Below are 23927 nucleotides of genomic sequence, written 5' to 3'. Positions count from 1 at the left end.
TAAATGATACAAACGAAAGAAAAAATAAAAGTTATGCGTGCGGAAGATCTTGCTATTCAAATCGGTAAAGAAGTGCAAATGAAAGGTATGTCTATCGCTCTATTCCGCCTTTCAAATGGCGATATTCGAGCTGTAGAAAATCGTTGTCCTCATAAAAACGGACCGTTAGCAGAAGGGCTTGTGTCTGGAGAATTCGTCTTTTGTCCACTGCATGATTGGAAGATTTCATTACTAACAGGTGAAGTTCAAAAACCTGATGACGGTTGTATTCAAACGTACGATGTAGAAATTATTAATGGTGATATTTATATAAATATGTAATTTACAAAAGGAAGCCTCCCCCTGGCTTCCTTTTAAATAAAACTAGATGAGGTGCAATTATATGAACGGATATGTATATTTAGTTGGTGCAGGACCTGGTGATGAAGGGCTTATTACAAAGAAAGCGATAGAGTGTTTAAAACGTGCAGATATTGTTTTATATGACCGTTTACTAAACCCTTTCTTCCTTAGCTATACAAAACAAACATGTGAACTTATGTATTGCGGAAAAATGCCAAAGAATCATATTATACGACAAGAAATGATTAACGCCCACCTTCTTCAATTTGCAAAAGAAGGAAAAATTGTTGTCCGATTAAAAGGCGGAGATCCATCTATTTTTGGTCGTGTTGGTGAAGAAGCAGAAACTTTAGCAGCAGCAAATATTCCATATGAAATTGTACCAGGCATTACATCTAGCATCGCCGCTAGTAGCTATGCAGGTATCCCCCTTACCCACCGTAACTACAGTAATAGCGTTACTTTACTAACCGGACATGCAAAAGGTCCTTTAACCGATCATGGAAAATATAATTCATCTCACAATAGCGATACGATTGCCTACTACATGGGTATAAAAAACTTACCTACAATTTGCGAAAACTTACGACAAGCAGGAAAGAAAGAAGATACGCCAGTAGCAGTCATTGAATGGGGTACAACTGGTAAACAGCGCGTTGTCACAGGGACACTGTCTACCATTGTTTCTATTGTTAAAAACGAAAATATTTCTAATCCTTCTATGACAATTGTTGGTGATGTTGTTTCCTTACGTAATCAAATCGCTTGGAAAGAACGTAAACCATTACATGGTAAAAAAGTTTTATTTACATCCTCAACAAATAAAACAAGTGTAATGAAGCAAAGGTTACAAGAAGCTGGTGCAGAAATATATCAAATTCCAACTTTCAAAAAGGAAGAATATACAGTAACCTCTGAACAAATCAATAAGATTTTTAACGTTGATCGTCTTGTATTTTGTTCCGCTGACAGTGTAGACATCTTAATGCAATCATGCAGTAAATATCATAAAGATATTCGTTCCTTACAGGCAGAACTTCAGTATATGAACCTTTCTATTCAAGAAAAGCTCATGCAATATGGATTGTTCAGTAAACCTGCGCAATTTTCTTCGAATTCAACGATTTATTTAGGACGAAACATTAACCGAATTGCTGTTATTCAAGAAAAAATTGGTGCTGGTTCCTATATGATGACTCATGAGTACACAATTGATCATCGCTTCGATGAAATTCATTCACGTATTCTTTCTGAATTCTCATGGGATAGCATTGTATTTGAAGGTCGTGCTTCTATTGATACGTTTCTAGCAGAAATAAAACGCCTTGGCTTTATCAATATTCTTACTCTCCCATTCTCGTATACCGACGTTCCAACTTTACACTATGCAAATAAAGTTGGGTTTCATAACGTAGATCATCAATTACAAGAAACTCTTATGAAGAAAGACATGGTGAGACAATGAAAGGAATTGTATATGTTGGACATGGGAGCCGGCTACAAGAAGGTAATGAACAATTCATTCAATTTATTCAATCTGTTATGAAAGAACGAAACGAAAGAATTCAAAAATTAGCTTTTCTAGAACTAACGACACCTACTATTTCGGATGCAGTTACAGAAACGATAATAGAGGGCGCAACTGAAATAATGATTGTACCTGTTTTATTATTTGCAGCAGCTCACTATAAACGTGATATTCCTTTGGAGATAGCGAAAATGAAAAATCAATATCCACATATCTCATTTTCAGTTGTACAACCTTTTAGTACGCATCCGCATATGGTTGAACTTGTAGTGAAAAGAATACGTGAAACTATGCCAATGCAAGGTAGTAGTGTTTTACTCGTAGGGAGAGGTAGTAGTGATTTCCAGCCGATACATGAGTTACAACAAATCGGAGCAGCTGTCGAACAAAAACTCAGTCTACCAGTATCATGCTCCTTTTTAACGAAAGGAACGCCCTCTTTTACTGCTGAGCTAAAGACTATAACATCAACTGCATCCCATGTATATGTCATGCCCTACCTTCTCTTTACCGGATTATTGCTTCAAAAAATTAAGTTGTATACAAAAAAATACGATCACGTGACGACTTGTAATTGCCTACAGTTTGATACATATATGAAATTAACATTGTTAGAACGAATGGAGGAATACATATATGTATAACATGTACCCTCTTATGTTTAATCTGCAAAATAAAGTGGTCGTTATCATTGGTGGAGGTAAAATTGCATATCGAAAAGCGTCTGGATTAAAAGATACAGGCGCTTTCGTCACCGTTATTAGCCCCGAGATTTGCGAGGAAATGAAAGAACTTCCTTATATTACTTGGAAGCAAAAAACTTTTAGTAATGATGATATTAAAGATGCTCATCTAATTTATGCAGCTACAAATCAACATGCTGTAAATATGATGGTCAAACAGGCCGCTCATGATTTCCAGTGGGTTAACGTTGTAAGTGATGGTACAGCATCATCGTTTCACACACCTGGTGTCATTCGAAATGATGAATATGTTGTCACTATTTCGACTTCAGGTAAGGACCCATCGTTTACGAAGCGTATGAAACAGGAATTAACTTCTGTCCTTCCTAAACTTATAAAAAGACTTTCTCGTACTCATAAAATGTAATCTATCACTTAGCTAAAATAGGAATTAACTGTGAACAAACGTTTTTTAGAGGCGTTTGTTCTTTTTGCTTTAGTTTCGTTTTTTAGGATCAGACAAACAATTGGACAAGAATCTGTGAAGAAAAATAACGGCAACAATTACGGACAAAAAAGCAGTTGCTTGAGAGCAACTGCTTCAATACAGGTTTTATATTGGATATTCATTCAACCAAATTAGCGCTTGTTCATAATCATCAAAAAATCTCACAGATTCTTTCGTATTAGATTGTTGTAAATAATCCATTATCTCCCCCTCTTCAAGGAGAAATGCAATTGCCTTACTGTTATTCAAAATGATTTCATTGAAGAACTTCTCTTTCCATACTTTTTGAACAGAAAAATGATTTGGCGTGTATCCTTTTCTATCCACCAACAATTTGTATTTCCGCCCTTCAGAAATGAATTGCTGACAAACCCGCTCAAAACCATTAAACCATTCATACACATCATCTGTTTTTATATTGCCAACTAGATGGGTAACAATTATATCTCCTGAAACTGTTGTGCTGATATTCTGTTTACTCAACTTGGAATCCCCCTTAGTTACAATTTTGCGGAAAAACCGCATAAAATCAATAAAGAAAATTTTCTTACTTGACACTCCACCCCACCGCTATCAAACTAAGCTCATGTAACGTCAATTATAAGCGAAATTGTGTCTTTTTTCGCAAGTCTATATGTAGATGCTTTAAAGATTTTCATACGAAATCACCCGCAACGAGTTTCCTTTTTTTGAATTAAGCTACTTGATTATCAGACATGGTACAATTGTAAACGATACCCAATATATCATAGACTGTTTTCTTCTCATATCTATGGGATTTCCGCCATCATTTACCGCCTCAAATCTATTCGTTTTAACACGTATATTCAAAACAAAATATATGACAAATAAATAACGACAGTTACTGTAATAATGCTGAAAAGTGTTGAAAATAAAACGATTTGTGCATGTAATTCAGGCTCTATTTGATATTCCATAGCAATGGTTGATGTATTCCTTGAAGTAGGAAAAGAACTTGCAATAAATAATGATTGTGCAACAATACCATCGATGTTTAGTATGTATATTACGGCAAGTGCTAATAATGGTCCCATCAGTAACCTTCCAATTAAAGCCCATGTTATGACTCGATGGAAAAATTAAGTTTAATGTTAGATAATTGTGCCCCTAGCAATATGAGTGCTATTGCAACAAAACCATTCGCAAGCTGATTAAGAGGTAGCAAGATAGAATTAGGTATTTGAATTTTAAAAGATTGAAAGAGAACCCCTAATACGAGCGCATGAAATACAGGCAGTCTTAGAAATGATTGAATAATACCTCCGATTGTTTTTGTTGCTGATAGTAAGTTATATATCCCATATGAATAAGTTAAAAGATTCTGGAAAATAACAATAAAAATTTGAATGGAAACCCCCACTGGATTGTGACTGAAAATCAATTGACTTACTGGTAACCCATAATTACCGGAATTCATTAACGAAATGCTATTTTTTAGAGCTGCACTTTCTCCTTTTTCTAACTTTAATATTTTTGAAATGAAATGACTTACTATGATCAGACTCAGACTATAAAGCATTAAATAGTATATTATCTGGAGCAAAAAACCTGTTTCTATACGAATATCATATATATTCACAAATACAGCCGCTGGCATTAAGCAATAAGTAATAAGTGTAGATAGCTGCTTTAAGTTAAATTGGAACTTTCTTTGTAAGCTTGCACCAATTAGCATCAATATTAATATCGGTAATATTACGTCTAATATAATAAATACAAACATTTAAAACCTCATTCTAAATATATTTTAGTTGGATTAAACGCTTTACTAAATGTGGACACATTTCATTCATCGGAAAACACCCTTAGTTCTCAATAATCAGAAAACTGAAATCGATAATATGAAAATACTCATCAAAAATTCTTATTTCATTTCCCTCCCCTCTCTTTTCTTTAACATATCAAATATAACTCATAAAGAAAATTATGGATTATTTATACAAATTCATAATTTTATCTTATCGAACTAAACTGTATTCTTTAGTGTAGTACTTTTTTCACAATATCCGTTAGCCTTACCAAAAATTTGGCCCTAAAAAAATCTGATACTGCAGTTACTATGCGAAGAATACTTACATCAATCCCATACTTGTCGCTTAAACCACCTAACACACCTGATGCTTGTTTATCTTGAGTGGACTTATATTTTTTTCATCTAAACATCCCGATTCAATTAAATATTTGCATTCTAAAAATAAGTTCGATCTTTAGAATAGATTTAAGATTTCCTTCACTAATCTACCCTTTAATTGAATAACTTTTGACTTCTATATTTTAAAATAAAATTCCATAAGCCTTCTGTTCTTCATTTTAAAAACACATTCTTATAGAAAACAAGCGTTTATTGAGATATCAATAAAAACATGTTGAAGCCTATTACTAAAAGAACCATCCCAATATACTTTGGGATGGTTCTTTTTCCTTATTAATGATTCTTTAACATCACTAACAATTTCTCTTGGCTATACATCCATACTGTAATGATTAAACAAGCAAGTGCGACTTCTGATAGCGCCATAAATCCAATTGCATAATGACCTGTTAATTGGAATAGTAATGTTAAAATTAGCGGTGGGAAGAATCCTCCTAGTCCACCTAAAGCTGATACGAGACCATTTACAATACCAGCTTGTTCTGAGAAATACATTGGAACGAGTTTGAAGATTGTACCATTACCAATCCCTGCACAAAATGCTACTAGTAAGCAACCAAATGTATACACGTTCATACTTGGCATAAACGATAAAATAATACCTGAAAGTGTTAAACCGATAAATACGAAGATTAATATTTTAAATGGATTAAACTTATCACCGAGCCAACCACCAATCGGGCGCATAATTGTTGCGAGTACGATGAATCCGGCTGTCCGCATACCTGCATCTACTTTCTCTAATCCGAAGTGAGATACTAGAAAGTTTGGTAAGTATACTGTAAATGCGACAAATGATCCGAATGTTAAAAAGTAAAAGATACATAAAAACCAAAGTTTCTCATTTTTATATACACCTTTTATTTGTTCCATTAGTGGTGTATTCACTTTTTTCTCTTTACGATCACCTAATAAAAAGTTCATAAGTGCAAACGCTGCAAGTAAAACTAAATAACATTGTACTGTCGTTCTCCAGCCAACTGAAGTTGCAATGACAGGTGCTAAAAACGAAGTAATTGCTGTTCCGGCGTTACCGACACCGTAAATACCATTTACAAAACCGTGACTCTCTTTCGGAAAGTATTTTGGTAAAGAAGTTACTCCTACAGAGAATACAGCACCACCGATTCCTACAAATAATCCACCAATAATTAAATCCATCATAGAATTGGCAACACTAATATAAAAAACAGGAAATAATAATAGAATAAAACTAATAAAGAATAATTTTCTTGCTCCGAAACGATTCGTCCAATAACCAATTGGAATACGAAGAATAGAGCCTAAAATAACAGGTACTGCTGTGACCATAGAAATTTGTCCCGCAGTTAATGGAATATCCGCTTTAATATAAGGCATTAATGATGATAAAATGACCCATACCATAAAACCGATAATTAGATTAGAAGTTTGTAAACTTAATTGAAAATTAGGACTTTTCATCCTGTTCCCTCCTATGTATGCATAGTTAAATTCATTCTCTCCAGCCCAATCACGTCCTAACATCATTAGGCTGAAAAGAATCAACCACCACTTACTGGCGGAATCATTGCTACGACATCACCAATTTGGATGATGTCATCCTCATTTGCGTATTCTTCATTTATCGCGACCATAATCTCGTTTGAAATTGCTATGTTGTATTTCTTAGTGAGGACTTCCTTTAATTCCGCAACCGTAATATTTTCATAGTCTATATGCAAAGCCGGCTTACTTGCTCCTTCTTGCAAATGTGCAAATAATAGTACTTCAATCATATTCTCATCTCCTTTCCAGGCTGGCCATTACCATATGCTGTTTTCTCTAACTGATCACCAATCCATGATTCACCATCTTCCCAAAACTCTTTTTTCCAAATAGGAACAATTTGTTTTATACGCTCCATAATATATTCGTTCGCCTCATATGCAGCTTTCCGATGTGGTGTAGACACAGCGACAACGACAGCAAGATCAGAAATTTGTAATGTACCAATGCGATGTGTAATAGCGACATATGTCCCCGGCCACTTCTCTCCTACTTCAATGCTAATTCTCTCAAGCTGTTTCTCCGCCATTGTCTTATAAGCTACATACTCTAAACAAAGTGTACGTCGACCTTTCGTAAATTCTCTAACAGTACCAATAAAAGTAGTAACCGCACCACACTCACGACGAATTACTTTGTTTGTAACTTCTTCAATTGAAATAGGTGTATCAATTACTTCATAATACGTATGTGTCATTTTGCACCTCTTATCTTTATATAAGTTAGCAATCCCTTTTTCTATTACTTGTATGATCGAAGCGGCTCTTCCCACGGCCACTCACTTCCGTTGTTTGATTCTAATAACAGTACCGAAACAGTAATTCCAGCTTTAAATCCTCTCGTTCCCCCTGGCAAAACGATAAATGCATTCGCTTCTGCAAGTGAAGAAATTGCGCTAGATTTATCTAAACCAACTGGTGTAACTTGTAATTGCCCATCTACAATTTCCACTCTCCCTCTTACAAAACGAGTAAATGGGTTTGCTTTCGGAAAGTCTTTTTGTAAAATTGCCTCTGCACGATATATGTGCGAATCTTCCCTATGCAAGTATTTTCCAATCACTGGTCTAACATATAATTCACAACCGACATAACAAGCAGAAGGATTACCAGATAGACCAAATAGTAATTTTCCTTCTACCTCAGCTACAGTTGTCACACTTCCTGGTCGCATCGCTATTTTGTCAAAAAGTACATTAGCTCGTAATCTCTCATAGATGGCAGGTAAATAGTCATAGTCTCCTACTGAAACACCACCAGTTGTAATTAATATATCAACTTCTTTTATCGCCTTTTTTACAGTGTTATAACACGTCTCAAAATCGTCAGCGAATTGCCCATAATACTGTACAATCCCCCCTGCTCGTTCAATTTGAGCAGCTATCATATAGGAGTTACTATTTCGAATCTTCCCTGGCTTTAATTTTTCATGTACTTCAAGCAGTTCGCTACCCGTCGTTACAATTCCAATCACTGGTTGTTTTATAACATATACCGTACTATAACCAAACGTAGCAAGAAGCGCTGCAACTCCCGGGTTAATAACAGTCCCTTCTTTCACAAGGATAGTATTTTGTTTTACATCTTCACCTTTAAAAGAAATGTTATCACCGGCTGCGAAACAGCGTTTTAATGTCATATAAGTCTTTTCGTTTTTTTCAAATCCTTCCGTTAGTTCTAACATAACAACCGCATTACACCCTCTCGGAATTGCGGCTCCTGTCATAATACGGACAGCTTGAAATGCTTTCACTTCTTCTGTAAAAACAACCCCTGCTCCAATTTCACCAATTACTTCAAACTGAATAGGGTTACTACTACTTGCTTCTTTCGTATCTTCTGCTCGAATCGCAAACCCGTCGTACGGAGAGCGATCAAAATGCGGGACATCATGATCTGCAATAACATCTTCTCCAAGCGTTCTTCCGTAACTTTCTATAAGAGAAACCTCTTCTGTTTCACCTTGATGAGCATATTTCATTACTCGTGCAACTGCTTCTGCCACTGGAATCGGTATACGTTTTGCTAACATTCTTTTTCACCTCGTTTTAATAAGGGGGGAAACTCTCTCTGTTCATCCTATATATTTTGCGTACAATCGTTTTGCTATTTTCACATCATTTGTCCCATGAATAAATGCCCTACCGTCTGTAAATAAAACGAAACGATATTCATCAATTAGAAATGATAGTAAGTACGGCGTTTTTTGGACATGTACAATTTTTTGTAATCTTTTTTGGATTTCGTTTAAATTTAGAACTCTCTTTATTCCTGAACGGATTTGAACTGTATTCCGTCCGCATAGCACCTCCGTTTTCACCTGTGATTCAAATGTTAAACTTTGGTACGTACGTGTATTTCCGCAAGATGGACATGTACTTTTTTTCTGTTTATTTACTTTTAATGAGAGAAATTGATTGTTCCAAATATCAAATGATAACATTGTTCCTCGTAGCGTCTCGAAATCATCCACCAATATTTTCATTGCTTCTGTCACTTGGTGAGCAACAACCATCTGTACAGCTGGCTGAATAATTCCCGCTGTATCACATGTTGCACCGCCCATCGGATGATCCATTAAGCAGCGAAAACATGGTGTTTTTCCTGGAAGACTTGTATACGTTACACCGTAACTTCCAACGCATCCACCGTATATCCAAGGTATATTTTCTTTTTGTGAAATATCATTTATAAGTAGGCGCGTATCGAAGTTGTCAGTGGCATCTATAATGAGATCCACTTCTTTTGTTAACTCTTCTATTTCTTGCATTGTGACATCCATTACAACTGGTACAATTTCCACTTCAGAATTAATCTTTCTTACATGTTCTGCCGCTGCAATTGCTTTTGGTTTGCATTGTTTTGCATCTTCTTCTGTATATAACTGTTGCCGTTGTAAATTACTCCATTCGACATAGTCACGATCGGCAATTGTCAATTTCCCAATTCCCATCCTAGCGAGTGCTTCTGCATTCGCAGCCCCTAGTGCACCCGCACCGATTAGGAGCACATGCTTTTCTCTTATTTTTCTTTGTCCCATTTCACCAATTCCAGAAAACAACACTTGTCTTGAATAACGCTCTTGCATAAGAAATCCTCCTTTCACTATCCACCAATGTAAGACATTTCAACTTTTGGACGTTTACTTGCACTCTCAACCGTTCTTTCATCTGAATATCGATCTGTTCTATATCGCCATGTATGTTGTAAAATTTTTAATAGTGAGGCATCAGAAATATTTTCTCGAAGAAGCGTTCGCAAATCCGTTCCTTTTTCTCCAAATAGGCACGTAAAAAACTTACCATCTGCCGAAATACGTGCTCTCGTACAAGAAGAACAAAATGACTCAGAAACAGAAGTAATAAATCCCACTTCTGCATTACTCCCTACATATCGATACAATTTCGCAACCTCTCCAAAGTAACGAGGCTGAGCGGGCTCAATTGGATATACACGATTAATTTTCTCTATTAATTGTTCCTTCGTAATAACTTGTTCAAAGTTCCAGCCGTTTGTACTGCCCACATCCATAAACTCTATAAAACGGAGCTGAATTTCTTGTTCTTTAAAATAACGAGCCATATGAAGAATTTGACTATCATTCATTCCTTTTTTTACGACCATATTTACCTTTACTTCTAACCCTACCTTCTTTGCTTCTTCAATTCCTTTTAATACAGGTTTTGTGCTTACATTTCGTCCATTAATTTTTTTGAAGACATAATCCTCTATCGCATCTAAACTAATATTTACACGCTTTAATCCCACTTCTTTTAACGCCTTTGCTTGTTTTGCTAAATGAATACCGTTTGTTGTGAGTCCAATATCTTGTAAGCCCTCTAGATTTGCAAGTCTTGCAATTAACGTCGGTAAGTGTTTACGCAATAAAGGTTCACCGCCAGTAAGCCTAATTTTATTTACTCCCATACTTATAAATAATCTCGCTAATCTTTCTATTTCATCGAACGTTAATAAAAGCTCTTCCTGTAAAAAAGCATAATCAGGTCCGAACACTTCAGCAGGCATACAGTATGTACACCTAAAATTACAACGATCAATAACTGAAATACGTAAATCTTGAAGTGGCCGCTTTAAAGAATCTTTCATGTTCTCGTGCATCTCTATCCCTTCTTTTCTGCTACAATCCTTAGTAAGCTTTCATTTTTTTATTTGCCTTCATTATAAAAAAGAAGCTACATATTCAATGTGACTTTTCTCACATTACTTTCCCCATTCAAAATTTTTTCACAAATCCGTTCGAATTTTGTTCACATCTTTAATCTCATCTACTTTGTCTATTGAATTTTTCAAACTAAAAACTGAAAATCTCTTCCCCTTACGGTCATTGAAATTTCAATTTATTTTTAAAATAGCTCTTGCATTTTCATCATATTTACACTCAAAATAGGAAATGTATTGCTTATAAGAAGAAAGGTGATCACTGTGGCAAACAGTATGACATTATCTCAAGATTTAAAAGAATTACTTGCATCTGTTGAATATAAAATGCAAATTAAAAAAGGTAGTTTTATTTTTCAGGAAGGTATGGAGGCAACCGAACTCTATATCATCCACTCAGGAAAAGTACAAATTAGTAAACTTAGTGCTGACGGACAAGAACTAACACTTCGAATTTGTTCGGCATACGACATTATTGGAGAATTAACATTGTTCACGGATAATGCGAAGTATTTATTAAATTCAAAATGCCTTGAAGATGTTGAAGTAGGCGTTATAAAGCGTGAAGCGTTAGAAAAAGAATTACTCCAAAAACCAGCTCTTGTATTTGAATTTATGAAATGGATTAGTGAACATTTAAGAAGAATGCAAACGAAGTTCCGAGATTTAGTATTACATGGCAAAAAAGGTGCCCTATATTCTACTCTCATACGAATGACAAATAGTTATGGTGTTTTAAAGGAAAATGGTATTCTCATCGATTTACCATTAACGAATCAAGAACTTGCTAATTTCTGTGCAACTTCACGTGAAAGTGTAAATCGAATGTTAAATGAATTAAAAAAGCAAGGTACAATTTCTATTCATAAAGGAAAGATTACAATACACGATTTACAATTTTTAAAATGTGAAATTGCTTGTGAAGATTGTTCTGCTTCTGTTTGTAGTATTGATTAGCGTCTTATTTAGATGCTAATCTTTTTTCAATTTAAGCCATTTATTAACGGTTATTCCCTCTGTAAACAAAAACGAGGCCTTCCATATTAGACCTCGTTTCGTTTTAACCATTAGCTCCTATCCGTTTACAGCAGTATTATTTTTTCAATTCATTAGGAATACGTCTTCTGTAAATTACATAACTACGGCTTACATATTTAATTGGGGCACTAAATACATGTACTAGTCTTGTAAATGGCCATACTGCGAATAAACCCATCCCTGCAAGAATATGAATTTTAAACCATACTGGTACTTCCATCATATATTCAACTTTCGGTTGGAAAATAAAGAGGCTTCGGAACCAAGGGCCAATTGTTGTACGATAATCAAATCCTTTTGAATCGATATTTAAAAATGTTGAAGAAAGTCCTGCTAGCATTACGATAAGTAATAAAATAAGCGCAATATAATCTCCCTTTGTACTCGTTGCAATGATACGTTTTACAGTTACGCGGCGGTACGTTAATATAATTAAACCGATGATAGAAGCAACACCTGCCGGAAGCCCAAAACTAATTGCTACTACATGATACATATGCTCAGAAATACCTATTGAACGGTATACAGCTTCTGGAATTAAAATCCCCATAACATGACCGCCAATTACGAACATAATCCCAAAGTGGAATAATAGACTTCCGATTCGGAGCATTTTCTTTTCTAATAGTTCACTAGATTTTGATGTCCATCCAAATTGATCATAGTTGTATCTAAAAATATGTCCACCGATAAAGATTGCAAAAATGATATAGGGAAACAATACCCATAGAAATTGATCCATCATTTTAACAACTCTCCTTTCTAATTTGTCTGTACACCCCATGTATCGATAGCGAGTAGAACAGCCGCAAGAATTGGTTCATACATACTACCTGCTTCTTTTAACTGAACGTGTAATGCTTGTATGTTCTCCTTGTATTTACTCATAATTGGTTCACTGTCTTGCTCATTTGCATTTGCAAAAAACTCAAGCAATAGCGGTAAATAATCAGGTAATTCTTTATCTGTTACTTCAAAACCTGATTTTTTATAATGCTGTTTTAACTCCAGTAATTCAATACCTCTTTCTCTTTGTTCACCAGTGTTCATATAAGTAAGATACATATTTGTTTTCTTACCAAAATCGAATGTATATACGTAACTATCAATCAATTGATCATTCGTTTTATTTAGCGCTTGTTTTATAAATGTTGCAAGTGAAGCTTTAACATCGTCCTGTTCAATCGCTTCAATCTCTTCTAGTAATTCAGTTAAAGCTTCCCTCCACCCTAGTTCAGGATAGGAGAGAAGGAATGAAGAACAAGAAAAAGCAGTTTGTAAACTTTGTTTCATATTTTTCTGCCCCCTTTATTTAAGAAATTGTCATACAAGAGCCTGGACCACCTGCGAATGCTAAACCACAGCTTCCTTGTTCGCTATATAAATCTGCCACTTGTTCACGATGAGTGCCCGGAATGACGAAGCGATCTTTATATTTCGCAATAGCAAGAAGACGATACATATCTTCTACATCCTGTTTTGTTAAACCAAGTTCTTTTAATACAGCTTCATTTGGCTCTTTATTAATTTGCAGCGCTCTCATATGCGTTCGCATAACAGCCATTTTCTTCAATGTAAGACGAATGTGTGATTCATCTCCTGCAGTGAGTAAATTCGCTAAATATTGAATTGGAATACGCATATTATCGATAGCAGGGAAAATCTCTTCTGCTTTCCAGTTACTTCCTTTCCCTTCCACCATATTCATAATTGGGCTAAGCGGCGGGATATACCAAACCATTGGCATTGTACGATACTCTGGGTGAAGAGGTAGAGCAATTTTCCAATCGATAATCATTTTATAGATTGGTGACTCTTGTGCCGCTTTAATCCATTCTTCAGGAATGCCTTGTTTTTTCGCTTCAGCCGCCACTTCTGGATCATTTGGATTTAGGAAAACAGTAAGCTGAGATTCATATAAATCTTTTTCGTCTTCAACAGACGCTGCTTCTTTTACTTTATCAGCATCATATAGCATTACCCCAATATATCTGATACGTCCTACACATGTTTCTGAACAAATTGTTGGCATACCAGCCTCAATACGTGGGAAACACATTGTACATTTTTCAGCTTTATTCGTTTGCCAGTTAAAATACACTTTTTTATATGGACAAGATGATACGCAGAATCTCCAAGCACGACATGCATTTTGATCCACAAGTACAATCCCGTCTTCTTCACGTTTATACATTGCACCAGATGGACAAGATGATACGCACGATGGATTCATACAATGTTCGCATATACGTGGTAAATACATCATAAAGACGTTTTCAAAATCAGTTTTAATTTCTTCTTCCATTTTCTTTACGTTCGGATCTTGTAATCCTGTTATATGTCCGCCTGCTAAATCGTCCTCCCAGTTTGGACCCCATTCAATTTTGTCGATAAATTCGCCTGTAATTGCCGATTTCGGACGAGCAACTGGTTGATGCTTACGCTGTGGGCTATTTGTTAATGTTTCATAATCATAATTCCAAGGTTCAAAGTAATCATCAATTGTTGGTTGATCTGGATTGTGGAAAATGTTCATAAGACGTTTCATTTTCGAACCAGATTTCAGCTGAATTTCACCATTTTTCAATTCCCAGCCGCCTTTATATTTCTCCTGATCTTCCCATTGCTTCGGATAACCAATGCCAGGTTTCGTTTCTACGTTATTGAAATACATATATTCAGCACCTGGACGATTTGTCCAGGTGTTTTTGCACGTTACGCTACAAGTATGGCAACCGATGCATTTATCTAGGTTCATAACCATTCCGACTTGTGCTTTAATCTTCAAGCCAATCTACCTCCTTCAGTTTGCGAATTACAACGTTTAAATCGCGCTGGTTCCCAGTCGGACCATAATAGTTAAATCCATAACTTAATTGACCGTATCCACCAATCATATGTGTTGGTTTAACGTGAATTCGAGTTGGACTATTATGCGTTCCCCCCCGGTTACTTGTTAATTTCGTACCAGGTACGTTAATATGACGATCTTGCGCATGGTGCATAAACGCCATTCCTCTCGGTATACGATGCGTTACAACAGCACGCGCTACAACAACACCGTTACGATTAAAGCACTCAATCCAATCATTATCTGCAACACCCGCTTCAGCAGCGTCCTCTTTATTCATCCAAACAGTTGGACCACCTCTAAATAGCGTTAACATCGGTAATGAATCGAAGTACATACTATGAATCGACCACTTATTATGCGGTGTTAAATAGTTTAGTGTAATCTCTTTCCCTTCTACTTCGGGCCGTGATTTACGGAACGGTTTATGTTGCAGAATTGGTTTAAATGTTGCCATCGTTTCACCAAATTCTTTCATCATGTCATGATCTAAGTAGAAGGATTGTCGACCAGTTATCGTTCTCCAAGGGATAAGACGTTCCACATTTGTTGTAAACGGTGAGTAACGGCGTCCACCTTTTTCTGAACCTGTAAATGCTGGAGAAGTAATTACTGTTTTCGGCTGTGCTGTAATTTGTTCGAATGTGAAGCATTCCTCTTCACGTTCTTCTGCTAAATCACGTAATTTTAGATCTGTTTGTTTTTCAAGTGCTTCCCATGCTTTTACTGCCATATGACCGTTTGTTGTAGAAGATAGTGTTAATACCGCTTCAGCAGCATTGATTGCTTCTTTGATGTCTGGGCAACCTTTCGCGATAGAATCCGTTCGAACAACTCCTAATTTGCTCTTTAATTGCTCATATTCTTTTTCCGCAGACCAAGAGATCCCTTTCGTACCAATCGGTTGTTTTCCGACATTCGGTCCAAGCGCAGTCATTTTGTCATAAATCGTTTTATAATCTCTTTCGACAACATGAATTTGTGGCATCGTTTTACCCGGGATTGGTTCACATTCACCTTTACTCCAATCTTTAATCTTGCCAAGTGGTTGCGCTAATTCTTGCGGTGTATCATGAAGAAGTGGTGTTGCAACAACTTCTTTCATTGGTTCAAAATCAATTTTCTTCGCTAAATCTGACACAGCTTTAGAAAGTGAAGTGAAAATGTCCCAATCAGAGCGTGCTTCCCACGGTGAACCGATTGCTGGATTAAAAGGATGCACAAATGGATGCATATCTGTACTACTTAAATCATGTTTTTCGTACCAAGTTGAAGCTGGTAATACGATATCAGAATACAGTGCTGTTCCAGCCATACGGAAATCTAAATTAATAAGTAAATCAAGCTTCCCTTCTGGTGCTTCTTCATGCCACTTAATTTCTTCTGGTCGTAATGAATCACTATCGTCATTCATTAATCCGTTTGTTGTACCTAGTAAATGTTTTAAAAAATATTCGTGCCCTTTACCGGAACTTGAAATTAAGTTCGCACGCCATACGAATAAGTTGCGCGGGAAGTTATTTTTGTTATCTGGATCTTCAATCGCAAATTTCAGTTCTTTTTCTTTTAGTTTTTGTGCAACGTATTTTCCGATTTCTTCTTGTGTTGTTGCACCAGCAGCAACAGCTTCTTTATATAGTTCAATTCCATTTTTCTCAAATGTAGGATAAGAAGGTAACCAACCAAGTCGCGCCGCTAAAACGTTATAATCACCGTGATGTTGATAACGAGCGTTTCCTTCCACTGGTGATGCTAAATGTCCAACTGGTGTATCTTCATAGCGCCATTGATCTGTTACGAAATAGAAGAAAGATGTACCATTTTGTAATTTTGGTGGCCCTTGCCAATCTTTTGCCATCGCGATTGTTTGCCATCCTTCTGCTGGTCGTAATTTTTCTTGCCCAACGTAATGCGCCCAGCCACCGCCGTTTACACCTTGTGCCCCAACGAGAAGTACAAGATTTAAAACGGCGCGATAAATCGTATCAGAGTTAAACCAATGGTTAATACCAGCTCCGACAATAATCATTGAGCGACCGTTCGTATCAACAGCATTTTGTGCGAACTCACGAGCGATTTGAATAATAAGCTCACGTTTTACTCCTGTCATTTTCTCTTGCCATGCAGGTGTAAACGGAACGTCATCATTGAAGTCTTTCGGCTCTTGTCCGCCAAGCCCTCGGTTCACACCGTAATTTGCTAACGTTAAGTCGTATACAGTTGTAACGAACACTTCGCCTTCTTCTGTCATAACCTTTTTCACTGGAATTGTACGTTCTAATACTTTGTTTCCATCATCAGAGAAGTACGGAATTTGTACCGTTCCAATCGATTCTTCCATTCCAAGTAAAGAAAGACGTGGATCAATCTTTTCACCTGTTTCTTCATCTTCTAAACGCAAGTTCCATTTCTTTTCGTTATCCCAACGTGAGCCCATTGTGCCATGAGGTGTTGCAAAATCATTCGTGTTCTCGTTCCAAAGAACAGGTTTCCATTCTTCTAACTTCGTTTCGCGTCCAATATCAGCAGCGTTTAAGAAACGATCAGCAACGAATTGATCTCCTTTTTGTTTCAATGTGACAAAGAAAGGAAAATCAGTATATTGCTTCGCATACTTTGTGAAATATTCCACTTGATTATCTACGTAAAATTCTTGTAAGATCACATGCCCCATTGCCATCGCAAGTGCACCATCTGTACCTTGTTTCACACTAATCCAATCATCTGCAAACTTTGTAGATTCAGCGAAGTCAGGACTGACAGAAACGACTTTCGTTCCTTTATATCGAACCTCTGCTAAAAAGTGAGCATCTGGTGTTCTCGTCATCGGTACATTTGAACCCCATGTCATAATGTAACCAGAGTTATACCAGTCACTACTTTCTGGTACATCTGTTTGATCGCCCCAAATTTGCGGAGAAGCTGGTGGTAAATCTGCGTACCAATCATAGAAACTAAGCATTGGTCCACCCATAAGTTGCATAAAGCGGCTGCCTGCAGCATGACTTAACATCGACATAGCTGGAATTGGTGAAAAACCAACATTTCGGTCTGGACCGTATTTCATTACTGTATATAATAATGAAGCTGAAACGAGTTGTAACACTTCATCCCAATTCGCACGAATGAATCCCCCTTTACCACGTGCCTGCTTATACTTTCGTGCTTTTTCAGGGTTTTCCACAATGCTTTTCCAAGCATCTAATGGTGACTCATTATTTTGTAATTCCTCTTGCCACACACTCCAAAGAACACCACGTACATACGGATATTTCACACGAAGTGGACTATAAATGTACCAAGAAAAACTTGCTCCACGTGGGCAGCCTCGCGGTTCAAAATCTGGCATATCAGGACCTGTCGTTGGATAGTTAAGCTCTTGCCCTTCCCACGTCACAATTCCATCTTTCACATATATATTCCAGCTACATGAACCAGTACAGTTCACGCCGTGTGTAGAACGAATTACTTTATCATGCTGCCAACGCTTTCTGTACACATTTTCCCATTCGCGATCTTCATATGTTTCTTGTGTATGATTATCGTTATAACGATCTATTGGTGAAAAATATTTTAAACGTCTCATTAGTGCTGAAGGTTTTTTCTTCATACTGTTCACTCCTTTAATACGTCTCTCTTACATACCCTTACTATAAGAGAGGTTGTAAAATACAGATGTGACATTTCGCACAGTTCAAGAGATTGTCAAAAATTCAGTAGAAAATAAGTTTGTGAGAAAATCTTGTGTTCCGTTGTGAAGATTATGGTTAATCTTAATTATTAGGAGAATGGTATTTTGAGGTATCGACTATTTTGCAAAAGAAAAAGAGTTTTGATATTATTTCAAAACTGCCATAAGGAAAAGAGTATAAATTGTATGTAAAAATATTTTTCCCAATGTTATTATTTTATATCGAGTCTTATTTTACATAAAACTACAAATCATTATTTACTGTATTGCCCTTAGTTACGGAAACAATTATACTAGATGTAATTGAAATAAATAATCTGAATATTCTCAGAATTTAAGTTAGACCTTTACTATCTACATATAGAATTAGAAATATGTCCACTAAATTGATTAGAAAACGATAATAACATTAGGAGGATTACGATGCCCCAGCTTGATTCATTACATCCCACTGTAGAAAAAATAATCAATAATATTGAAAAAATAATGGTCGGAAAACGAAAAGAAACAATCTTAGCTTTGACAGCTCTCTTAGCTGAAGGTCATGTGCTATTAGAAGATGTTCCTGGTGTCGGGAAAACAATGCTAGTACGTGCTCTTTCTAAATCCATTGATGCTGATTATAAGCGAATTCAATTTACACCTGATTTATTGCCGTCAGATGTAACAGGAGTTTCTATTTATAATCCGAAAGAGCTCCAATTTGAGTTCAAGCCTGGACCAATTATGGGGAATTTTGTACTTGCTGATGAAATTAATCGTACATCTCCAAAGACACAATCTGCTTTACTTGAATGTATGGAAGAAGGCAATATTACAATAGATGGTATTACAAGACCTTTACCAAAGCCGTTCTTTGTCATGGCTACACAAAATCCGGTCGAATATGAAGGAACATATTCTCTACCAGAAGCTCAGCTCGATCGTTTCTTATTGAAACTAAAAATGGGATATCCTACACCAGAAGAAGAATTTGAAATTTTAAATCGGATGGAAAAAACAAATCCACTCTCTCAATTACAAACCATTACTACAATACAAGAATTACTTTATTTACAACAAAGCGTACGGGTAGTAAGTATGGACAAAGCAATTAAGCATTACATTGTAAAGCTTGTTAATCAGACTCGTACGTACAGTTCTATACAGTTAGGTGCAAGTCCACGTGGCTCGATTGCTTTAATGAAAGCTTCACAAGCTTATGCATTTATCCATGGCAGGAATTATGTTATTCCAGACGATGTTAAATTTTTAGCTCCTTACGTTTTAGCACATAGACTCATTCTAAAAATGGAAGCAAAATTTGAAGGAATAACAGGAGAACAAGTTATCGGAAAAATCGTTGCACGAACTACCGTGCCTACTCAAAGGACGATGAACCCTTGATAAAACGAATGCTGCGAGCGCTATATCACGTTATGAAGTTATTGCTACTCCCTTTATGCCTAGTCTTAACATTTATATACGCTATGTTTCAAGGCGGGTTTGTCAGTTGGTTTTTGTTTTACAGCATAATTCCCATTGCTCTTTATTCGCTACTACTCCCCTTCTACGCTTTACGGGACGCTGAAGTAAAGCGAATAACAAACCAGAATGGATATGTAGTAGGAGAACAATTTGTAAGCACGATTACAATAAAAAGAAAATTTCCTTTTCCCTTACTTTATTTAGTTATAGAAGATGAACTGCCACCACAATTTATAAGTTGTAAACAAACAAAGATGAATAAGGTAGTACTCTTCCCAGGATTGAAACGAAATATTTCGTTTCAATATGTTATTGACACAATCCCTAGAGGCGAGCACACTTTTTCAAGCGTTCGTGTCAAAACCGGCGATTTATTCGGCATGATAGAGAAAGAAGTAACTTTTTCAGTTCCAGATACATTTTTAGTCTATCCCCAGTATGTAGATATAGCATATCGACAATTGGAAAATCATTTCGAACAAGGAGCGCTTTCAGCAAATATAAATTCAGCAAAAGACTCTACAATCTCTGTCGGTGTCAGAGACTATAAACCTGGTGATCGCTTTTCATGGATTGATTGGAAAGCAACTGCACGAACAAACAATATTATGACAAAAGAGTTTGAACAGCAGCGCAGCCATAATGTCATGATATTCATAGACAGAACCGAGTCTCCTCTATTCGAATCAGTCGTCACATTTACTGCCTCTATCGTAAGGGCTGTCTTGAAACAAAATTCACCAGCATCATTCGTGTCTATCGGAAAAGAACAAACTATCTTCCCTTTAGACAATGGAGATACGCAGTTACAACAAATCCTTTGTCATTTAGCAAAAGTGCAAGCAGACAGTGTATTCCCGCTCTCCCAGAGTGTAGACATGGAACTAAGAAAAATTTATGAGCCCGTCACGGTTATACTCGTGACCAGTAATCTTTCTCCCGATATTCAAAAGGCGGCTGATTGTGCTGCTATAAAAAATAGAAAATGTATGGTTTTTGTCGTGAAAGAAAAAGCGAATCAACTTTCACACCGAGAAATCAGTATAATAGAAACTCTAAAAAAACGACAAATATTTGTAAACACGGTTTATGAAAACCGGTATACAAACGTGTTTTTTGAGGTGAGCAAATGATAACATTACAAACAAAATACAAGTGGGATACGAACAGATTCTTTATGCATGCATGTGTATTTCTTCTTTTACTAGAATGGCTAAGACCTCTTATAGGCATTACAAATGTAGGTAGATTAGATATTTTCGTAACATTTATAGGAATTTGCTTCGCTCTCTCTTTTTTTCAGACGAGGTGGCAGATTCCAATAAAAATTGTCACAGTCCTATTTATCATTCATTCCCTATATTATAAAAATGCTTTTATAAATCTATCTTGGCTAACAACATTCTTTTCTGATATGTCTCGAAATTCCTCCCTATTTTTCCAAGGGAATTTACTAGATATTTCTCCAGTTTTTCCGACCGTTTTATTTTTTCTCTCATTTTGGTTTTTGAGTTCTTTCACTTCATTTTGGATTATTCATAAAAAACGTGGGTTTCTATTTCTTGTATTGACTATTATTTATATCGCAACTTTTCATAACTTACATTTATACAATGCAAACTACGCTATTATTCGAACTGTTGTCATCGGATTTTTTATGCTTAGTCTTCTTCAAGTAGAACGAATAAAAGAGCGTGAACACTTACAAAATTATGCTAGGGAAATCTCAAAATTACTTAGACCACTTACAATATTTATTGTATTATTAGCAACCATCGCATACTTTGCTCCAAAATTTGGCCCTCAATGGCCAAACCCAATGGATTTTTTAAAACTCAACACATCTGAAGCAAGTAAAGAACAAAAAGTTTCTACAATTGGGTATGGTTTAGATGACTCGCGATTAGGTGGTCCTTTTAAGGCGGATCCTACAATTGTTTTCACAGCACGAACGCAAAACAAACACTATTGGAGAGTAGAAACAAAAGATTTCTATACAGGAAAAGGCTGGGAAATTTCTGAAAATCCGAAAAAGATTTCTTTTAAAAATAAAAACGACGTCGTAAGCTGGTACGAACAAAATACAAAAACGGAAACGACTGAGGCAACAATTACCATGCAAAAAAGTTACCCTCACCTTACCTATCCAGCAGGATTAGTATCAGTTGAGGCTTCTTCTGATGTATCATACAGTGTTGACCCGTTTTCAGAAAAAATTTATACAATGAATGAAGACTCTTCTACTACTTTACATTCGTATAAAGTAACATATGAGATTCCTGAGTTTTCCATAGAAAACTTGAAAGCTGTAAAAACAAATGAAGGTCAAGAAACAAACCCTTATTTTATGACAAAGTACACACAACTTCCCGAGTCATTACCACAGCGCGTAAAAGACTTGGCTGTCAATCTTACAAATGATAAAGACAACCGATATGATAAAGTATTAGCTATTGAAAATTACTTCACAGACAACTCTTTTACATACGAATCAACGAATGTCTTATTCCCTGCCAAAAGCCAAGATTATGTAGATCAATTCCTTTTCGATACAAAAAGCGGCTACTGTAATAATTTTTCGACGTCTATGATTGTACTACTTCGTTCTGCCGGGATTCCTGCTCGCTGGGTAAAAGGCTATACAGAAGGAACTCTTGACAATACACTTGCCTCTGCAGAAGGTGCGGATGTTTATACAATCACGAACGATAACGCACACTCTTGGGTCGAAGTATATTTCCCAGGATACGGATGGATTCCATTCGAACCAACAAAAGGATTTACCAATCCCTATAATTTTATAAATAATACGCCTGCTCCTATTTCACAAAATAGCGAAGCAAATAATTCTAATAACGAGCAAATACAACAACGAAATAATGAAGCAAAACTTAAAAGTTTAATAGAAAATACAGAAGAAGCTTCTACTAAAAAGGTCACAAATTCTAAAACTAGTTTTTCTTGGTGGTACGTATTCCTCTCTACGATACTAATTAGTATTATAGGATACATTCTCTTCACCACTAGAATGAAATGGATGACATTTCTTATTATTCATTTCTATAAATACCGAAAAAATGATGCTGTTTATCAAAAAGCTTACGGTGCACTTTTAAAACAATTTGCGAGAATTGGCATACCACGGAGTGAAAGTCAAACATTCCGAGAATACGCTCTCCATATCGATACACTTTACAACTCGGCCGATATGCAACAACTTACTGCCAGTTATGAGAACGCTATGTATAAACAGGAGCAGGCTGCAGAAGAATGGAAGAAATCTGTACACTTATGGGAAGTGCTTATGAAAAAAGCAGCTTCTCTGCCTAAATCAGATGGCTTTGATACAGTTATTTAATCTTGAAAATGTGAGTTTAAAGAAAACGTCTCAAAGAACTACATTGTTCTTTGAGGCGTTTTTTAATAAAGTGAAACTCCTAATTATTCTCCAAGTACCTTCTCAATCTCAACTTCTAAATCTACCGGCTTCGTCTGCGGCGCAAAACGCCCTACTACTTTCCCGTCTTTTCCGATTAAAAACTTCGTAAAATTCCATTTCACTGCTTTCATACCGAGTAAACCTGGTGCTTGTTCTGTCATGTATGTATATAAAGGATGAGCCTTATCACCTTTCACATCAACCTTTGCAAACATTGGGAAGTTTACACCGTAGTTTAATTCACAAAAACTAGTAATATCCGCTTCTGTACCTGGTTCTTGTCCCCCGAATTGGTTACAAGGGAAACCGAGTACTTCTAGTCCTTGGTCTTTATATTTATCATATACCTCTTGTAATCCTTTATATTGTGGTGTGAAACCACATTTGCTAGCTACATTGACAATAAGAAGTGCTTTTCCTTTGTAATCTTTTAACGATTTTTCTTCACCTGTAATTGTTTTAGCTGAAAAATCATAAACTGTCATTGTCTTTGCCCCTCTCT

Annotated in this window: 21 protein-coding genes and 1 pseudogene; 8 read left to right on the top strand and 14 right to left on the bottom strand. The window is 36.2% G+C overall.

Annotation, left to right across the window (positions count from 1 at the left end):
- The first annotated feature begins 3 nt into the window (after positions 1 to 3).
- The 4 genes from nirD to GD442_RS10170 all read left to right on the top strand — a co-directional run bounded on the left by nirD (position 4) and on the right by GD442_RS10170 (position 2980).
- On the top strand, positions 4 to 321 hold the full coding sequence (nirD, locus tag GD442_RS10185; RefSeq protein ID WP_000616678.1) for a nitrite reductase small subunit NirD: 318 nt from the start codon (positions 4 to 6) through the stop codon (positions 319 to 321).
- Positions 322 to 382: 61 nt separating this feature from the next.
- Positions 383 to 1807: a uroporphyrin-III C-methyltransferase gene (locus GD442_RS10180; RefSeq protein WP_001014942.1), complete on the top strand. Its 1425-nt coding sequence runs from the start codon at positions 383 to 385 to the stop codon at positions 1805 to 1807.
- Positions 1804 to 2514, top strand: a complete 711-nt coding sequence (locus GD442_RS10175; protein ID WP_000676480.1) for a sirohydrochlorin chelatase — start codon at positions 1804 to 1806, stop codon at positions 2512 to 2514. Before GD442_RS10180 ends, GD442_RS10175 begins: the two co-directional genes overlap by 4 nt.
- A complete protein-coding gene (locus GD442_RS10170; RefSeq protein ID WP_000282590.1) occupies positions 2507 to 2980 on the top strand; it encodes a precorrin-2 dehydrogenase in 474 nt (157 codons plus the stop codon). Before GD442_RS10175 ends, GD442_RS10170 begins: the two co-directional genes overlap by 8 nt.
- Before the next feature lie 186 nt (positions 2981 to 3166).
- Here GD442_RS10170 and GD442_RS10165 read toward each other — a convergent pair whose 3' ends face one another.
- The 9 genes and pseudogenes from GD442_RS10165 to moaA form a co-directional block, all read right to left on the bottom strand.
- Positions 3167 to 3586: an STAS/SEC14 domain-containing protein gene (locus tag GD442_RS10165; RefSeq protein WP_074553699.1), complete on the bottom strand. Its 420-nt coding sequence runs from the start codon at positions 3584 to 3586 to the stop codon at positions 3167 to 3169.
- A 302-nt stretch (positions 3587 to 3888) separates the two neighbouring features.
- Positions 3889 to 4805 (bottom strand): annotated as a pseudogene (locus GD442_RS10160) (AEC family transporter).
- A 257-nt stretch (positions 4806 to 5062) separates the two neighbouring features.
- The gene (locus tag GD442_RS10155; protein ID WP_071740442.1) at positions 5063 to 5194 is read right to left on the bottom strand and encodes a hypothetical protein; all 132 of its coding nucleotides are present in this window, start codon (positions 5192 to 5194) and stop codon (positions 5063 to 5065) included.
- 313 nt (positions 5195 to 5507) lie between these two features.
- Positions 5508 to 6677 carry a nitrate transporter NarK gene (gene narK / locus GD442_RS10150; RefSeq protein ID WP_000841841.1) on the bottom strand — a complete coding sequence of 390 codons (1170 nt, stop codon included), beginning with the start codon at positions 6675 to 6677 and terminating at the stop codon, positions 5508 to 5510.
- Positions 6678 to 6757: 80 nt separating this feature from the next.
- The gene (gene moaD / locus GD442_RS10145) at positions 6758 to 6991 is read right to left on the bottom strand and encodes a molybdopterin converting factor subunit 1 (protein ID WP_000573692.1); all 234 of its coding nucleotides are present in this window, start codon (positions 6989 to 6991) and stop codon (positions 6758 to 6760) included.
- Positions 6988 to 7458: a molybdenum cofactor biosynthesis protein MoaE gene (locus GD442_RS10140; RefSeq protein ID WP_000149964.1), complete on the bottom strand. Its 471-nt coding sequence runs from the start codon at positions 7456 to 7458 to the stop codon at positions 6988 to 6990. The genes moaD and GD442_RS10140 overlap by 4 nt, the downstream gene beginning before the upstream one ends.
- A 44-nt stretch (positions 7459 to 7502) precedes the next feature.
- On the bottom strand, positions 7503 to 8792 hold the full coding sequence (locus GD442_RS10135; RefSeq protein ID WP_000880212.1) for a molybdopterin molybdotransferase MoeA: 1290 nt from the start codon (positions 8790 to 8792) through the stop codon (positions 7503 to 7505).
- Positions 8793 to 8834: 42 nt separating this feature from the next.
- Entirely contained in the window at positions 8835 to 9848 is a 1014-nt protein-coding gene (locus GD442_RS10130) for a molybdopterin-synthase adenylyltransferase MoeB (RefSeq protein WP_159365094.1), read from the bottom strand.
- A gap of 17 nt (positions 9849 to 9865) precedes the next feature.
- A complete protein-coding gene (moaA, locus tag GD442_RS10125) occupies positions 9866 to 10879 on the bottom strand; it encodes a GTP 3',8-cyclase MoaA (protein ID WP_000545031.1) in 1014 nt (337 codons plus the stop codon).
- Positions 10880 to 11203: 324 nt separating this feature from the next.
- Between moaA and GD442_RS10120 the strand changes: the two genes are divergently transcribed.
- Positions 11204 to 11896, top strand: a complete 693-nt coding sequence (locus tag GD442_RS10120; protein ID WP_000013859.1) for a Crp/Fnr family transcriptional regulator — start codon at positions 11204 to 11206, stop codon at positions 11894 to 11896.
- A gap of 136 nt (positions 11897 to 12032) precedes the next feature.
- Here the strand turns inward: GD442_RS10120 and narI are convergent, their stop codons facing one another.
- Genes narI through GD442_RS10100 form a run of 4 tightly spaced genes read right to left on the bottom strand, consistent with a single transcriptional unit; the run spans position 12033 to position 18438 of the window.
- Positions 12033 to 12722: a respiratory nitrate reductase subunit gamma gene (narI, locus tag GD442_RS10115; RefSeq protein WP_000969213.1), complete on the bottom strand. Its 690-nt coding sequence runs from the start codon at positions 12720 to 12722 to the stop codon at positions 12033 to 12035.
- Positions 12723 to 12739: 17 nt separating this feature from the next.
- Positions 12740 to 13270 (bottom strand): nitrate reductase molybdenum cofactor assembly chaperone, encoded by a 531-nt coding sequence (narJ, locus tag GD442_RS10110; RefSeq protein ID WP_000814216.1) that lies wholly within the window; start codon positions 13268 to 13270, stop codon positions 12740 to 12742.
- A gap of 19 nt (positions 13271 to 13289) precedes the next feature.
- Complete coding sequence (narH, locus tag GD442_RS10105) at positions 13290 to 14765, bottom strand: nitrate reductase subunit beta (protein WP_000692679.1); 1476 nt, start codon at positions 14763 to 14765, stop codon at positions 13290 to 13292.
- Positions 14755 to 18438 carry a nitrate reductase subunit alpha gene (locus tag GD442_RS10100; protein WP_086407919.1) on the bottom strand — a complete coding sequence of 1228 codons (3684 nt, stop codon included), beginning with the start codon at positions 18436 to 18438 and terminating at the stop codon, positions 14755 to 14757. Before GD442_RS10100 ends, narH begins: the two co-directional genes overlap by 11 nt.
- A 504-nt stretch (positions 18439 to 18942) precedes the next feature.
- On the opposite strand from GD442_RS10100, the gene GD442_RS10095 reads away from it, so the two are divergent.
- The 3 genes from GD442_RS10095 to GD442_RS10085 are packed head-to-tail and all read left to right on the top strand — an operon-like array spanning position 18943 to position 23344.
- Positions 18943 to 19905, top strand: coding sequence for an AAA family ATPase (locus GD442_RS10095; RefSeq protein WP_001135812.1), 963 nt, complete (start codon positions 18943 to 18945; stop codon positions 19903 to 19905).
- Positions 19905 to 21119 carry a DUF58 domain-containing protein gene (locus GD442_RS10090; RefSeq protein ID WP_033666560.1) on the top strand — a complete coding sequence of 405 codons (1215 nt, stop codon included), beginning with the start codon at positions 19905 to 19907 and terminating at the stop codon, positions 21117 to 21119. The genes GD442_RS10095 and GD442_RS10090 overlap by 1 nt, the downstream gene beginning before the upstream one ends.
- Positions 21116 to 23344 (top strand): transglutaminase TgpA family protein, encoded by a 2229-nt coding sequence (locus GD442_RS10085; RefSeq protein ID WP_000631788.1) that lies wholly within the window; start codon positions 21116 to 21118, stop codon positions 23342 to 23344. Before GD442_RS10090 ends, GD442_RS10085 begins: the two co-directional genes overlap by 4 nt.
- A gap of 83 nt (positions 23345 to 23427) precedes the next feature.
- Here the strand turns inward: GD442_RS10085 and bsaA are convergent, their stop codons facing one another.
- Positions 23428 to 23910, bottom strand: a complete 483-nt coding sequence (bsaA, locus tag GD442_RS10080; RefSeq protein WP_000219441.1) for a glutathione peroxidase — start codon at positions 23908 to 23910, stop codon at positions 23428 to 23430.
- Positions 23911 to 23927 lie beyond the last annotated feature (17 nt).

The sequence above is a fragment of the Bacillus sp. A260 genome, from assembly GCF_009861435.1.
In the GTDB taxonomy this organism is placed as follows: Bacteria; Bacillota; Bacilli; order Bacillales; family Bacillaceae_G; genus Bacillus_A; species Bacillus_A cereus.
The sequence above is the reverse complement of the archived record's forward strand: the minus strand, read 5'-3'. Positions and strand labels throughout refer to the sequence as shown.

Coding starts and splice junctions, on each gene's coding strand:
- narK (WP_000841841.1), bottom strand. CDS start 6,677: ATGAAAAGTCCTAATTTTCAATTAAGTTTACAAACTTCTAATCTAATT.
- GD442_RS10135 (WP_000880212.1), bottom strand. CDS start 8,792: ATGTTAGCAAAACGTATACCGATTCCAGTGGCAGAAGCAGTTGCACGA.
- GD442_RS10175 (WP_000676480.1), top strand. CDS start 1,804: ATGAAAGGAATTGTATATGTTGGACATGGGAGCCGGCTACAAGAAGGT.
- GD442_RS10085 (WP_000631788.1), top strand. CDS start 21,116: ATGATAACATTACAAACAAAATACAAGTGGGATACGAACAGATTCTTT.
- GD442_RS10095 (WP_001135812.1), top strand. CDS start 18,943: ATGCCCCAGCTTGATTCATTACATCCCACTGTAGAAAAAATAATCAAT.
- GD442_RS10140 (WP_000149964.1), bottom strand. CDS start 7,458: ATGACACATACGTATTATGAAGTAATTGATACACCTATTTCAATTGAA.
- moaA (WP_000545031.1), bottom strand. CDS start 10,879: ATGCACGAGAACATGAAAGATTCTTTAAAGCGGCCACTTCAAGATTTA.
- GD442_RS10170 (WP_000282590.1), top strand. CDS start 2,507: ATGTATAACATGTACCCTCTTATGTTTAATCTGCAAAATAAAGTGGTC.
- bsaA (WP_000219441.1), bottom strand. CDS start 23,910: ATGACAGTTTATGATTTTTCAGCTAAAACAATTACAGGTGAAGAAAAA.
- GD442_RS10130 (WP_159365094.1), bottom strand. CDS start 9,848: ATGCAAGAGCGTTATTCAAGACAAGTGTTGTTTTCTGGAATTGGTGAA.
- GD442_RS10165 (WP_074553699.1), bottom strand. CDS start 3,586: ATGCGGTTTTTCCGCAAAATTGTAACTAAGGGGGATTCCAAGTTGAGT.
- narJ (WP_000814216.1), bottom strand. CDS start 13,270: ATGAAACAAAGTTTACAAACTGCTTTTTCTTGTTCTTCATTCCTTCTC.
- nirD (WP_000616678.1), top strand. CDS start 4: ATGATACAAACGAAAGAAAAAATAAAAGTTATGCGTGCGGAAGATCTT.
- moaD (WP_000573692.1), bottom strand. CDS start 6,991: ATGATTGAAGTACTATTATTTGCACATTTGCAAGAAGGAGCAAGTAAG.
- GD442_RS10100 (WP_086407919.1), bottom strand. CDS start 18,438: ATGAAGAAAAAACCTTCAGCACTAATGAGACGTTTAAAATATTTTTCA.
- narI (WP_000969213.1), bottom strand. CDS start 12,722: ATGATGGATCAATTTCTATGGGTATTGTTTCCCTATATCATTTTTGCA.
- GD442_RS10180 (WP_001014942.1), top strand. CDS start 383: ATGAACGGATATGTATATTTAGTTGGTGCAGGACCTGGTGATGAAGGG.